Annotated in this window: 12 protein-coding genes; all 12 read right to left on the reverse strand. The window is 73.1% G+C overall.

The features are described 5' to 3' along the window. Positions 1-15 precede the first annotated feature (15 nt). Positions 16-315: an NADH-quinone oxidoreductase subunit NuoK gene (gene nuoK / locus GCU60_RS15255; protein WP_163206729.1), complete on the reverse strand. Its 300-nt coding sequence runs from the start codon at positions 313-315 to the stop codon at positions 16-18. After that, positions 312-1,142 carry an NADH-quinone oxidoreductase subunit J gene (locus tag GCU60_RS15260; RefSeq protein WP_163206731.1) on the reverse strand — a complete coding sequence of 277 codons (831 nt, stop codon included), beginning with the start codon at positions 1,140-1,142 and terminating at the stop codon, positions 312-314. The genes nuoK and GCU60_RS15260 overlap by 4 nt, the downstream gene beginning before the upstream one ends. Then, on the reverse strand, positions 1,139-1,753 hold the full coding sequence (gene nuoI / locus GCU60_RS15265; RefSeq protein WP_239521265.1) for an NADH-quinone oxidoreductase subunit NuoI: 615 nt from the start codon (positions 1,751-1,753) through the stop codon (positions 1,139-1,141). The genes GCU60_RS15260 and nuoI overlap by 4 nt, the downstream gene beginning before the upstream one ends. Then, positions 1,746-3,212, reverse strand: coding sequence for an NADH-quinone oxidoreductase subunit NuoH (nuoH, locus tag GCU60_RS15270; RefSeq protein ID WP_163206733.1), 1,467 nt, complete (start codon positions 3,210-3,212; stop codon positions 1,746-1,748). Before nuoH ends, nuoI begins: the two co-directional genes overlap by 8 nt. Then, positions 3,209-5,722 carry an NADH-quinone oxidoreductase subunit G gene (locus tag GCU60_RS15275; RefSeq protein WP_163206735.1) on the reverse strand — a complete coding sequence of 838 codons (2,514 nt, stop codon included), beginning with the start codon at positions 5,720-5,722 and terminating at the stop codon, positions 3,209-3,211. The genes nuoH and GCU60_RS15275 overlap by 4 nt, the downstream gene beginning before the upstream one ends. Continuing rightward, positions 5,719-7,047, reverse strand: coding sequence for an NADH-quinone oxidoreductase subunit NuoF (gene nuoF / locus GCU60_RS15280; RefSeq protein WP_163206737.1), 1,329 nt, complete (start codon positions 7,045-7,047; stop codon positions 5,719-5,721). The genes GCU60_RS15275 and nuoF overlap by 4 nt, the downstream gene beginning before the upstream one ends. Positions 7,048-7,050: 3 nt before the next feature. Then, a complete protein-coding gene (gene nuoE, locus GCU60_RS15285; RefSeq protein ID WP_163206739.1) occupies positions 7,051-8,151 on the reverse strand; it encodes an NADH-quinone oxidoreductase subunit NuoE in 1,101 nt (366 codons plus the stop codon). After that, a complete protein-coding gene (locus GCU60_RS15290) occupies positions 8,148-9,470 on the reverse strand; it encodes an NADH-quinone oxidoreductase subunit D (protein ID WP_163206741.1) in 1,323 nt (440 codons plus the stop codon). The genes nuoE and GCU60_RS15290 overlap by 4 nt, the downstream gene beginning before the upstream one ends. A gap of 10 nt (positions 9,471-9,480) precedes the next feature. Beyond that, the gene (locus tag GCU60_RS15295) at positions 9,481-10,233 is read right to left on the reverse strand and encodes an NADH-quinone oxidoreductase subunit C (RefSeq protein WP_163206743.1); all 753 of its coding nucleotides are present in this window, start codon (positions 10,231-10,233) and stop codon (positions 9,481-9,483) included. Then, entirely contained in the window at positions 10,230-10,901 is a 672-nt protein-coding gene (locus GCU60_RS15300; protein WP_163206745.1) for a NuoB/complex I 20 kDa subunit family protein, read from the reverse strand. Before GCU60_RS15300 ends, GCU60_RS15295 begins: the two co-directional genes overlap by 4 nt. Before the next feature lie 13 nt (positions 10,902-10,914). Further along, positions 10,915-11,277 carry an NADH-quinone oxidoreductase subunit A gene (locus GCU60_RS15305; RefSeq protein WP_163206748.1) on the reverse strand — a complete coding sequence of 121 codons (363 nt, stop codon included), beginning with the start codon at positions 11,275-11,277 and terminating at the stop codon, positions 10,915-10,917. Positions 11,278-11,372: 95 nt separating this feature from the next. Further along, complete coding sequence (locus tag GCU60_RS15310; protein WP_163206750.1) at positions 11,373-12,644, reverse strand: geranylgeranyl reductase family protein; 1,272 nt, start codon at positions 12,642-12,644, stop codon at positions 11,373-11,375. Positions 12,645-12,704 lie beyond the last annotated feature (60 nt).

Genomic DNA, 12,704 nt, shown 5'->3' on the forward strand with positions numbered 1-12,704 from the left:
GCAACCCCGTCCCGGTCAGTACTTCAGCAAGTTGGCGTCGTCGACCGAGGCGGACCGGCGGGTCCGGTAGATCGACATGATGATGGCGAGCCCGACCACGACCTCGGCGGCGGCGACGACCATCACGAACAGCGCCATGATCTGGCCGTCCACGGTGCCGGTGGTCCGCGCGAAGGTGATCAGCGTGAGGTTCACCGCGTTGAGCATCAGCTCGACGCACATGAAGACGACGATGGCGTTGCGCCGGACCAGGACGCCGACGGCGCCGATGGTGAACAGGATCGCGGCGAGCACGAGGTAGTAGGCCGGGGTCATCGCCGGTCACCCGCCGGCCCGTCGAGGGGGGCCGGATCCATCGTCCCCAGCGCGGCGTCGGGTGAGCCGAGCTGCTCGCGACCGGTGGGGCGGGGCATCTGCTCCACCTGCTGGGCCTCGACCCCGGTGGCCACGGTCTCGGCCGACGGCCGGCCGTCCGGCAGCAGCGCGGGGGCGGCCACCGAGTTGGCGCGGGCGTAGACGCCCGGGCCGGGGAGGGTCTGGGGGCGGTCGTCGGTCAGGAACCTGGCCCGGGACAGTTGCTTCTGCCCGCGCCGGCTCCCCGGATGGCGTTCGATCTGGGTGTAGACCAGCGCACCCACCGCGGCCACGATCAGGAGCGCACCGGTGGCCTCGAAGGCCAGCACGTAGCGCGTGTAGAGCAGCTCGGCGATCGCGGTGACGTTCCCGTCGCCCCCGGCGTCCCCGAGGCCGATCACCGCCAGGCCCTCGGTCGCACGGGCGACGCCGGCACCGACCAGCGCGGCGAAGCCGACACCCAGGACGGCCGCGGCGACCCGCTGGCCGCGCAGCGTCTCCACGACGGAGTCCGAGGAGTCACGTCCGACCAGCATGAGCACGAAGAGGAACAGGATCATGATGGCGCCGGTGTAGACGATGATCTGCGCCGCGCCGAGGAACGGCGCGGACTGGATGACGTAGAAGACACCCAGCGACAGCATGGTGGTGACCAGCCAGAGCGCCGAGTGCACGGCGTTGCGGCTGAACACCATGCCCAGCGCGCCGGCCAGCGCGACCGGGCCGAGGATCCAGAAGGCGACGGCCTCTCCGGTGCCGATGACGACCTCCGCGGCGTCCGGGGTCACCGTCGCACCTCCGGCGCGCGCAGGTAGTAGTCCTTCTCGTCCTCGCCCAGGCGCATGGCGTGCGGAGGCGCCTCCATGCCGGGCAGCAGCGGGGCCATGAGCTGTTCCTTGGTGTAGATCAGGTCCTGGCGGTTGTCGTCGGCCAGCTCGAAGTCGTTGCTCATGGTCAGCGAGCGGGTCGGGCAGGCCTCGATGCACAGCCCGCAGAAGATGCAGCGCAGGTAGTTGATCTGGTAGACCGCGCCGTACCGCTCACCGGGTGAGAAGCGGGCGTCCTCGGTGTTGTCCCCGCCCTCGACGTAGATGGCGTCGGCCGGGCAGGCCCAGGCGCACAGCTCGCAGCCGACGCACTTCTCCAGCCCGTCCGGGTGCCGGTTCAGGACGTGCCGCCCGTGGTAGCGCGGCTTGGTCACCTTGGGCTCGAACGGGTACTGCTCGGTGGTCACCGTGCGGAAGATCTGCGCGAAGGTGACCCCGAAGCCCTGGGTGGGCGCGGGCATGATCGCGTCCCGCACCGCGGGCCGTGCCGGGCGCGTGCCGGGCGAGCGCTCGACCTCGCCGGCCGTGCGCCGCACCAGGTCCTGCTCGCCGGGTCCGGTGGGCTCAGGCATCGCCGTCCTCCTCGATCGTCGCCGTGCCGCGGCGGCCGGTGCTCACGACCGCCGTCCCGGTGTCCGTGCTCTCCCGGCGGATCCGCGGCGAGGGCGGCACCGTGAGGTCCATCGGCGGAATGGGGTATCCGCCCTCGGCCCGGCTCGGGCCGCCGGTCGGCCGACGGCGGGCACCGGCCGGGGGCAGCACGTCGGGCTCCGGGTCGCTGGCGTGCACCGCCCCGGCCGAGGCCTCCTCGGCCATCAGCCGGGTGTCCCGGTTCGCCGAGCGACTGGCGAGCAGCAGGCCGCCGAGGACCAGCACGGCCGCCGGGAGCCCGACGTAGATCGCGACCTCGCCGGTGGAGAGGTCGGCCTCGCGGGAGACGGTGCGCATGGTGGCCACCACGAGGATCCAGACCAGGGCGGTCGGGACCAGCACCTTCCACCCGAAGCGCATGAACTGGTCGTAGCGCAGCCGGGGCAGGGTGCCGCGCAGCCAGATGAAGACGAACAGCGCGGCGACGACCTTGAGGAAGAACCACAGCAGCGGCCACCAGCCGCTGTTCGCGCCGTCCCAGATCGAGATCGGCCACGGCGCGCGCCACCCACCGAGGAACAGCGTCGCGGCCAGCGCCGAGACGGTGACCATGTTGATGTACTCGGCGAGGAAGAACAGCGCGAACTTCAGCGACGAGTACTCGGTGTGGAAGCCGCCGACCAGCTCGCTCTCGGCCTCGGGCAGGTCGAACGGCGCCCGGTTCGTCTCGCCGACGACGGCGATCACGTAGATGACGAAGGAGACCGGCAGCAGCACGGCGAACCAGCTGGGGCCGGTGAACTCCAGGCCGAAGAAGTCCAGCCGGTTGCCGTCGGCCTGGGCGGCGACGATCTCGGAGGTGGACATCGAGCCGGCGTAGAGGAACACCGCGACGATCGACAGACCCATCGCGATCTCGTAGCTGATCATCTGGGCGGCGCTGCGCATGCTGCCCAGCAGCGGGTACGTCGAGCCCGAGGCCCAGCCGCCCAGCACGATCCCGTAGATGCCCATGGCGGAGCAGGCCAGGATCACCAGGACGCCGATGGGGGCGTCGGTCAGCTGCAGCGGGGTGCGTTCGCCGAAGATGCTCACCGTCGGGCCCATGGGGATGACGGAGAAGGCCAGGAACGCGGGGACCGTGGCCAGGACCGGGGCCAGGAAGTACACCGGCTTGTCGGCCAGCGCCGGCATGATGTCTTCCTTGAACGCCAGCTTCAGCCCGTCGGCGAGGCTCTGCAGGTAGCCGCGCGGGCCGACCCGGTTGGGGCCGGTCCGCTGCTGCATGCGGGCGACGACCTTGCGCTCGAACACGATGGCGAACAGCGTCATGAGCACGAGGACGACGAAGACGCCGACGACCTTGATGAGGACGATCCACCAGACGTCGTTGCCGAAGTCCTCCAGCGTCGGCTGGTCGGACGCTGCCCACAGGTTCATCGCACGCCTCCCGTGGCGTCGGCCGAGGTGGCGCCGTGCGGCGCCGTCGTCCTGGTCAGCCGCACGATGCCGCCCGGCCCGGTGCCCAGCGCGGTCCGGATCTCGCTGCCCGGTGAGCGCATCGGCAGCCAGACCACCTGCTCGGGCATCGGCGTGATGCGCACCGGCAGGCTGACGGCGCCGACCGCGCCGCCCACGGTCACGTGGTCGCCGTCGGCCAGCCCGAGCCCGGCGGCGGTCGCCGCGGAGATGCGCGCGACCGGGCGGCGGGCGGTCCCGGCGAGCTCCGGCTCGTCGCGCTGCAGCGTGCCGACGTCGAGCAGCTGCCGCCAGGAGGCCAGCAGCGCCTCGCCGTCGCGCAGGGAGGGCGTCACCGGGGCCGCCACGTCCGGCCCGGTGCCGGCGGCCGCCGGACGGCGGGAGCCGAGCGCGGCCATCGCCGCGCGGGCCGCCTCGGGCGTGGGCAGCCGCAGGTCGACGTCCATCTCGTCGGCCAGCCCGTGCAGCACGCGGCCGTCGGTCAGCATCCCGGTGCCGTGCAGGGTCGCGTCGAACGAGCGCACCCGCCCCTCCCAGTCCAGGTAGCTGCCGGCCTTCTCCGGCGCGGCGGCCACCGGCAGGACGACGTCGGCCCGCTCGGTCACCGCGGAGGGGAACATCTCCAGGCTGACGACGAAGGCGGCGGCGTCCAGGGCCGCGACGGCGAGCGCCGGGTCCGGGAGGTCGGCGGGGTCGACGCCGCCGACGAGCAGGCCGGGGAGCCGCCCGCTGCGGGCGGCGGTGAGGATGCCGGTGGTGTCCCGGCCGGGCGCGCTCGGCACGGACACGGGGTCGATCCCCCACACGGCGGCCACCTCGGCGCGGGCTTCGGCGTCGGCGACGCTGCGCCCCCCGGGCAGCAGGCCCGGCAGGGCACCGGCCTCGACGGCTCCGCGCTCCCCGGCCCGGCGGGGCACCCAGGCCAGCCGTGCGCCGGTGGCGCGGGACAGGGCGAGCAGCGCCGAGAACGCGCCGGGCACCTCGGCCAGGCGCTCCCCGGCGAGGACGACGGCGCCGGGCGTGCGGAGCGCCTCGACCGCCGGGCCGCCCCAGCTGCCCTCGGCGAGCGCGTGCAGCGACCGGGCCTCGGCGCCGGGGAGGGTGGCGAGCACGGTGGCCTGCAGCTTCTCCGCAGCACGGGTGGCGAACGGTGCCAGGTCGAAGACGGCCAGGCCGTTGGTCCGCACCGCGCGCCGCAGCCGCAGGAACAGGATCGGCGACTCCTCCTCGGGCTCCAGGCCGGCGAGGAGCACGGTGGGCGCCGCGCCCAGGTCGTCGTAGGTGACCGCCCCGGTGGCCGGTCCGGTGCCCGCCACCGTGCCGGCCAGGAACGCCAGCTCCTCCTCGGAGTGGGCGCGCGCCCGCGCGTCGACGTCGTTGGTGCCCAGCGCCACGCGGGCGAACGCCGCCCAGGCGTAGGCGTCCTCGACCGTGAGGCGGCCACCGGGCAGCACGCCGACGCCGCCCTCGTCCCGGGCCTGGCGCAGCCCGGCTGCCGCGGCGGCCCACGCCTCCGGCCAGGAGGCCGGCTGCAGGACCCCGTCCCGACGCACCAGCGGGGTCGTGAGCCGGTCGTTGGAGGTGGCGTAGCGGAACGCGTAGCGGCCCTTGTCGCAGGTCCACTCCTCGTTGACCGCCGGGTCGTCCCCGGCCAGCCGCCGGGTGACCTTCCCGCGCCGGTAGTCAGTGCGCATCGAGCAGCCCGAGGCGCAGTGCTCGCAGACGCTGGGCTCGCTGCGCAGGTCGAACGGGCGGGCGCGGAACCGGTACTGCGCGCTGGTGAGCGCACCGACCGGGCAGATCTGGGTGGTGTTGCCGGAGAAGTAGGACTCGAACGGCTCGTCCTCGTAGATCGCCACCTGCTCCAGGGCGCCCCGCTCGAACAGCTCGATGAACGGGTCGCCGGCCACCTGCTGGGAGAACCGGGTGCAGCGGGCGCACAGCACGCAGCGCTCGCGGTCGAGCAGGATCTCGGTGCTGATCGGCAGGGGCTTGGGATAGGTCCGCTTCTCGTCGACGAACCGGCTCTCGGTGCGGCCGTTGCTCATCGCCTGGTTCTGCAGCGGGCACTCGCCGCCCTTGTCGCAGACCGGGCAGTCCAGCGGGTGGTTGATCAGCAGCAGCTCCATCGTGCCCTGCTGCGCCTTGTCGGCGACCGGGCTGGACAGCTGCGTCCGCACCGCCATGCCGTCGCTCACCGGCATGGTGCAGGAGGCGACCGGCTTGCGCTGGCCCTCCACCTCCACCAGGCACTGCCGGCAGGCCCCGACCGGCTCGAGGAGCGGGTGGTCGCAGAACCGCGGGATCTGCACGCCGATCATCTCGGCCGCGCGGATGATCAGCGTCCCCTTGGGCACGGCGACGTCGAAGCCGTCGATCGTGCAGTGGACGGCGTCCGGCGGCGTGTGCGGGCCCGGGGCGCCGGGCGGCACCGCGGGCGCGGGGGGCGGGTTGGTGGGCGTGAGCGTCATGACGCGGCTCCGACCGGCTCGAGGCGGAGGGAGCGACCCAGCCGGGCCTGCTCCTCCGGGGGCAGCAGGGCGACGTAGTCGTCCTTGAAGTACTTCAGCGAGCTGGTGATGCAGCTCGTGGCGCCGTCACCGAGGGCGCAGAAGGACCGGCCCAGGATGTTGTCGCAGGTGTCGACCAGGATGTCGAGGTCCTGCGCGGTGCCCCGGCCGTGCGCGATCCGCTCGAGGATCTGCACCAGCCAGTAGGTGCCCTCGCGGCACGGGGTGCACTTGCCGCAGCTCTCGTGCGCGTAGAACTCGGTGAACCGCAGGGTGGCCTCGACGATCGAGTCGGTCTCGTCGAACACCATGAGCGCCGTCGTGCCGAGCATGGAGCCCGCCGCGGCGACCGAGTCGAAGTCCAGCGGGACGTCGAGGTGCTCCGCGGTGAAGTACGGCGTCGACGAGCCGCCCGGCGTCCAGAACTTCAGCTCGTGGCCGGGGCGCACGCCCCCGGCCATCTCGAGCAGCTCCCGCATCGTCGTCCCCATGGGGGCCTCGTACTGGCCGGGCCGGACGACGCGCCCCGACAGCGAGTAGATCTTCGGGCCGGGCGACTTCTCCGGGCCGAAGTCCTTGAACCACTGCGCGCCGCCGCGGACGACGAACGGCACGCTGGCCAGGGTCTCGACGTTGTTGATGACGGTCGGGGCGCCGTACAGGCCGGCGACCGCGGGGAACGGCGGCTTGAGCCGGGGCTGCCCGCGGTAGCCCTCGAGGGAGTCCAGCAGCGCCGTCTCCTCGCCGCAGATGTAGGCGCCGGCGCCGGCGTGCACGATCAGCTCGAGGTCGTAGCCGGAGCCGAGGATGTCGCGGCCCAGGTAGCCGGCGGCGTAGGCCTCGCCGACGGCGTTCATCAGCCGCCGGTGGGCGTGCACCGCCTCACCGCGGACGTAGATGACGGCGAGCTTCGAGCGGATGGCGTAGGAGGAGATGATCACGCCCTCGATGAGCGAGTGCGGGTCGGCCATCATCAGCGGCAGGTCCTTGCAGGTGCCCGGCTCGCCCTCGTCGGCGTTGACCACCAGGTACTTCGGCATCGCCGCGGGGCCGGTCGGCTCCTCCCCCGGCTTGGGCTGCGGGATGAAGCTCCACTTCATGCCGGTCGGGAAGCCGGCGCCGCCCCGGCCGCGCAGCCCGGAGTCCTTGACCAGGGTGACCAGCTCGTCGGGCTGCATCGTCAGGGCGGTGCGCAGCGCCGCGTAGCCGTCGAGCCGTTCGTAGGTGGACAGCCGCCACGACCGGTCGGCGCCCCAGCGGGTGGTGAGGACAGGGGTGAGTGGCATCGCTCATCGCCTCCGCGCGGGGCCGCGGCCCTCGATCGTGCGGGACGGGCCGTCGGGGCCCTGCCCGCCTGTTCCGGGCTCCCGGCCCGCGGGGGTGTCGGTGCCCTCGCGGCCGTCGGGCAGCCGCCGGCCGGCGGGCTCCGGGGCATCGGGGTGCGCCCCGGCCGCGCCGGCCTTCTCGGCCGGGGTGTCGGCGGCGGCGACGCGGGCGTCGGCCGCCTCCTGACCCGGCGTCTCACCGGTGTCCCCGGACGGCCGCACCGTCTCCCCGGCCCCGTCCCGGGGCCCGCCCTGAGCCTGCGAAGGGTGGGGAGGACGGGGTCCTTCCGCGGTGTCGGCGGGCTCGGGCTCCCGCCCGCGCATCGGCGGCGCGGACTCGCCGCGCTCGGCGGCCAGCCGCAGGCCGCGCAGCGTCGGCTCGTAGTTGCCCGGGGCGTCGACGGCGACAGCGGCGGCGGCCTGGTCGGGGTGCTGGGAGAACCCGGCGAGCTGCCGGGAGATGCCGCGGAAGTCGGTGAGCGGGGCGCCCCGGGTGGGGTGCGGCTTCTCGCCCCGGCGCAGCGCGGCGACCAGCTCACGGGCGCTCTCGACGTCCTGCTGGTCGTAGAACTCGTAGTCGACGGTGACCACCGGCGCGTAGTCGCAGGCGGCCAGGCACTCGGCGTGCTCGAGGGTGATCGAGCCGTCGGCGGTGGTCTCGTCGTGGTGGACGCCGAGGTCGGCGCTCAGCGCGTCCATGATCCGCTGCCCGCCGAGGACGGCGCACAGCGTGTTGGTGCAGACGCTCACGATGTGCCGGCCGGTCGGGCGGCGCTTGTACATCGTGTAGAAGGTGGCGACCGCGCCCACCTCGGCCTTGGTCAGCCGGAGCTCCTCGGCGCACAGCGCGACGCCCTCGGGGCTGACGTAGCCCTGGTAGCTCTGCACCAGGTGCAGCATCGGCAGCAGCGCCGAGCGCGCCACCGGGTAGCGGGCGATGATCTCCCGCGCCTCGATACGGGTCTGCTCGGTCAGCGGCGGCAGGTCGATCGGCGCGGGGAGGACCGGGCTGTCGTCCAGCCCGGTCGTCGCAGCAGCCTCAGGGGAACCGGGAAGTGCACTCACCTGTCGACTCCTCCCATCACGGGGTCGATCGAAGCGATGGCGGCGATGACGTCGGCGAGCATGGAGCCCTCGCTCATCGCCGCCGTGGCCTGCAGGTTGACGAAGCTGGGGTCGCGCACGTGGACGCGCCACGGCCTCGTGCTGCCGTCGCTCACCACGTGGTAGCCGAGCTCCCCGCGGGGCGACTCGATCGGCACGTACACCTGGCCGGCCGGCACCCGGAATCCCTCGGTGACCAGCTTGAAGTGGTGGATCAGGGCCTCCATCGACTGGCCCATGATGTGCGCGACGTGCTCCGCGGAGTTGCCCATGCCGTCGGGGCCCAGGGACAGCTGCGCCGGCCAGGCGATCTTGCGGTCGGAGACCATCACCGGACCGGGCTCCAGCCGGTCCAGCGCCTGCGCGATGAGCTTCAGCGACTCGTTCACCTCGGCCATGCGGACGAGGTAGCGGCCCCAGGCGTCGCAGGTGTCGGAGGTCGGCACCTCGAAGTCGTAGGTCTCGTAGCCCAGGTAGGGCTCGACCTTGCGCATGTCCCACGGCAGGCCGGCCGACCGGAGGATCGGCCCGGTGACGCCGAGCGCCAGGCAGCCGGTGACGTCGAGGTAGCCGACGTCCTTGAGCCGGCGCTGCCAGATCGGCTGACCGGTGAGGAGCCGGTGGAAGTCGGCGACCCGCTTGGGCATGACCTCCAGGAACTCGCGGATGTGCTCGACGGCGCCCTCGGGGAGGTCCTGCGCCAGTCCGCCGGGGCGGATGTAGGCGTGGTTCATCCGCAGGCCGGTGATCTCCTCGAGCAGGTCCAGGCACATCTCCCGCTCGCGGAAGCCGTTGGTCATCGCGGTGAGCGCGCCGAGCTCCATGCCGCCGGTGGCCAGGCCGACCAGGTGCGAGGCGATCCGGTTGATCTCCATGACCAGGACGCGGATGGTCTGCGCGCGCTGCGGCACCTCGATGCCCAGCAGCTTCTCGACGGCCATGCAGTAGCCGGCCTCGTTGAACAGCGGGGCCAGGTAGTCCATGCGGGTCACGAAGGTCGTGCCCTGCACCCAGTTGCGGTACTCGGTGTTCTTCTCGATGCCGGTGTGCAGATAGCCGATGACCACCCGCGCCTTGGTCACCGTCTCGCCCTCGAGGTCGAGGACCAGGCGCAGCACGCCGTGGGTCGAGGGGTGCTGCGGGCCCATGTTGACCACGAGCCGCTCGTCGGCGTGCGGATCGGCACCGAGTGCGGTGTCCCAGTCCCCGCCGGTGACGGTGTAGACCCGCCCCTCGGTGGTCTCCCGGGAACCGGCGTACGGGTCGTAGGTGGTGGTCATGGCGTGCCCCTCACCGGTAGGCCCGGCGCGTGTCCGGCGGCGGGATGGTGGCGTCGTGGTACTCGACCGGGATCCCGCCCAGCGGGTAGTCCTTGCGCTGCGGGTGACCGTCCCAGTCGTCGGGCATGAGGATCCGGGTGAGCCCCGGGTGGCCGTCGAAGACGATCCCGAACATGTCGAAGGTCTCCCGCTCGTGCCAGTCCGCCGTCGGGTAGATCCGGGCGACCGACGGGACGTGCGGGTCCTCGGCGGTGACGGCGACCTCCAGCCGGATCCGGCGCCGGTAGGTCATCGAGGTCAGGTGGTAGACGACGTGCAGCCGCGGCCGGCCGGGGTCGACGGCGGGGCCGCCGCTGTCGAGGTAGTCGACGCCGGAGACGCTGCTGCACAGCTCGAATCGGAGCGCCTCGTCGTCGCGCAGCGCCTGGACCAACTGCAGCAGGTGCTCGCGGCCGACGAAGTAGGTGATCTCGCCGCGGTCGACCAGGACCCGCTGGACGGCGTCGTCGTAGACCGCCTGCCCCACGGCGTCGATCAGCGCGTCGGTGACCTCGTCGAACCAGCCGCCGTAGGGGCGCTCGGTGGAGTGCAGGGCCACCGCGCCGCCCGGCTCGACGCGGACCAGGCCGCCGAAGCCGGAGGTGTCGCCGCTGCCGCTGACGCCGAACGAGCCCTTCCGGAACCCGCCCGAGGGCGCCGTGCTGTCCTCGTAGCCGGCCTCCTCGCGGCCGGGCGCGACGTCGGAACCGCCGTCGTTGCTCATCGGCCACGCTCCCCCGGCAGGAGGACGGCGTTGCCGCCGCGCTGCTCGATGAGGAACTGACCGGTGCGGCCCTCCGCCGCGGCCTCCTCGTAGGCCCGCCGCGCGTTCTTGTCCGCGCGCACGGTCGACGGCATCTCGACGTGCAGGTCCTTCGCCGTCCCGTCGGCCTCGGCACGGGCCAGCTGACGGGCACGCTTCTCACCCAGCGGCTCGTGCTGGATCTTGTGGTGCAGCTTGAGGATCGCGTCCATGAGCATCTCGGGCCGCGGCGGGCAGCCGGGCAGGTACATGTCCACCGGGACGATGTGGTCGACGCCCTGGACGATCGCGTAGTTGTTGAACATGCCGCCGGAGCTGGCGCAGACCCCCATGGCGAGCACCCAGCGGGGCTCGGGCATCTGGTCGTAGATCTGCCGCAGGACCGGCGCCATCTTCTGGCTCACCCGGCCGGCCACGATCATCAGGTCGGCCTGGCGCGGCGAGGCGCGGAAGACCTCCATGCCGAACCGGGCCAGGTCGTAGCGGCCGGCGCCCGACGCCATCATCTCGATGGCGCAGCAGGCCAGCCCGAACGTGGCCGGCCACAGCGACGACTTGCGCGTCCAGTTGACCAGCTTCTCCACGCTGGTCAGCAGCACGCCGCTGGGGATCTTCTCCTCGAGACCCATGGTCAGACTCCCCTCAGTCCCACTCGAGCCCGCCGCGCCGCCACTCGTAGGCGAACGCGATGAAGACCGTGCCGATGAAGACGGCCATCGCGACCAGGCCGAAGACGCCCAGGGCGTCGTTGTGCACGGCCCACGGGTAGAGGAAGACGATCTCGATGTCGAAGACGATGAACAGCATCGCCGTCAGGTAGTACTTCACCGGGAAGCGACCGCCGGTGAGCGGCTGGTCCACCGGCTCGATCCCGCACTCGTAGGGCTCGAGCTTGGCCCGGTTGTGACGGCGCGGACCGACGTAGGGCGCCGCGGTGACCGAGAACAGCGCGAAGGCTGCGGCCAGCACGAAGAGCCCGATGATCGGGACGTAGTTCGAGAGCATCAGCGGCACCCTAGGGTGAGGTCGGTCACGTCCGGGTCACTATGGCGACACGGAGAGTTCGTGTCGGGTCGACACGTCGGCACGGAGGTCATGGCTCAGGCCGCCGGGGTGAGTCGGAGGAGGACGGCGAGGGCGCGGTCGACGGCGTCACCGTCCCGGCCGTCGGTCAGGTTGCCCATGAGCCGCAGCGCGCCGTCGACCAGCGCGGGGCGGCGCAGGCCCCGCGCTGTGGCCAGCCGGACGACGCCGGGGCGGGCGAGCAGGGCGAGGAAGCCCATGCCCAGCCGGTGGTGACGGCCGAGCTCGTCCCGCAGCCGCTCGGGGTAGCGCTGCAGGACCGCCTCCCGCGCCGCGGCGTCGGGCGCGGCGAGCGCGGCCGCGGCGGCCTCCGCGGCCATCCGGCCGCTCTCCAGGGCGTAGCTGATCCCCTCGCCGTTGCAGGGGTTGACCGTGCCCGCGGTGTCGCCGGCGAGGAGCAGCCCCCGCGAGTACGCCGGGCCGCGGCTGAGCGCCATGGGGAGTCCGGCACCGCGCAGCGGGGTGACGGCGTCCTCCTCGCGCAGCCCGTCCTCGGCTGGGAAGAGGTCCAGCCAGCGCCGGAGGATCACCCGCCGGTCAGCGCCGGTGCCGCGACGGGTGTCGAGCAGGCCGTAGCCGACGTTGGCGGTGCCGTCGCCCATCCCGAAGATCCAGCCGTAGCCGGGCATCGACTCACGGCTCGGGCCCTCGGCGGTGAGGTCGAAGGCGATGTCGAGGTACTGGTCGTCCGTGCGTCGGCTGCGGACGTACCGGCGCAGCGCCACCCCCAGCGGCCGGTCGGTGCGACGCAGCAGGCCCAGGCTCTTGGCCAGCCGACCGGAGAGACCCTCGGCGGAGACGACCAGCGGTGCGCGCCAGGTCACCGGCTCCCGGTCGTCGCCGGCCTCCGCGCGGACGCCGGCGACCCGTCCGTCGTCGTCCAGCAGCGGCTCGGTGACCGTGGTCCGGGTGACCAGGCGGGCGCCGGCGTCCTGGGCGTGGGCGGCGAGCAGGGCGTCCAGCTCGCTCCGGGTGCGGACCAGGCCGTGGTCGGGCCACGAGTCCAGCCGCGGCCAGTCCACCTCGGCGACGCGGCCGCCCCCGTGCACGCGCAGTCCGCGGCGGCGCACCCAGCCCGGTGCGGTCGTGTCCACGCCCATGTCCTGGAGCGCCTTGACCCCGCGCGGGGTCAGGCCGTCGCCGCAGACCTTCTCCCGGGGGAACTCGGCCTTCTCCAGGAGCGCCACGTCCAGGCCGGTGCGGGCGAGGTGCCAGGCGGCGCTGGAGCCGGCGGGGCCGGCCCCCACCACGACGACGTCGGCGCGGCGCTCGGCCGTCGCGTCCGCCATGACCACCACCCCCGCTCCACCGTCGAGTCGCGGGACCTTGTGAAAAGGTTCACAAAGTCG

It is taken from the genome of Blastococcus saxobsidens, assembly GCF_010682065.1.
GTDB classification, from domain to species: Bacteria; Actinomycetota; Actinomycetes; order Mycobacteriales; family Geodermatophilaceae; genus Blastococcus; species Blastococcus saxobsidens_B.

Excerpts from the sequence above, each read along its gene's own strand:
- GCU60_RS15295 (WP_163206743.1), bottom strand. The coding sequence starts at position 10,233 with ATGAGCAACGACGGCGGTTCCGACGTCGCGCCCGGCCGCGAGGAGGCC.
- nuoI (WP_239521265.1), bottom strand. The coding sequence starts at position 1,753 with ATGCCTGAGCCCACCGGACCCGGCGAGCAGGACCTGGTGCGGCGCACG.
- GCU60_RS15310 (WP_163206750.1), bottom strand. The coding sequence starts at position 12,644 with ATGGCGGACGCGACGGCCGAGCGCCGCGCCGACGTCGTCGTGGTGGGG.
- GCU60_RS15290 (WP_163206741.1), bottom strand. The coding sequence starts at position 9,470 with ATGACCACCACCTACGACCCGTACGCCGGTTCCCGGGAGACCACCGAG.
- GCU60_RS15300 (WP_163206745.1), bottom strand. The coding sequence starts at position 10,901 with ATGGGTCTCGAGGAGAAGATCCCCAGCGGCGTGCTGCTGACCAGCGTG.
- GCU60_RS15305 (WP_163206748.1), bottom strand. The coding sequence starts at position 11,277 with ATGCTCTCGAACTACGTCCCGATCATCGGGCTCTTCGTGCTGGCCGCA.
- GCU60_RS15275 (WP_163206735.1), bottom strand. The coding sequence starts at position 5,722 with ATGACGCTCACGCCCACCAACCCGCCCCCCGCGCCCGCGGTGCCGCCC.
- nuoF (WP_163206737.1), bottom strand. The coding sequence starts at position 7,047 with ATGCCACTCACCCCTGTCCTCACCACCCGCTGGGGCGCCGACCGGTCG.
- nuoH (WP_163206733.1), bottom strand. The coding sequence starts at position 3,212 with ATGAACCTGTGGGCAGCGTCCGACCAGCCGACGCTGGAGGACTTCGGC.
- nuoK (WP_163206729.1), bottom strand. The coding sequence starts at position 315 with ATGACCCCGGCCTACTACCTCGTGCTCGCCGCGATCCTGTTCACCATC.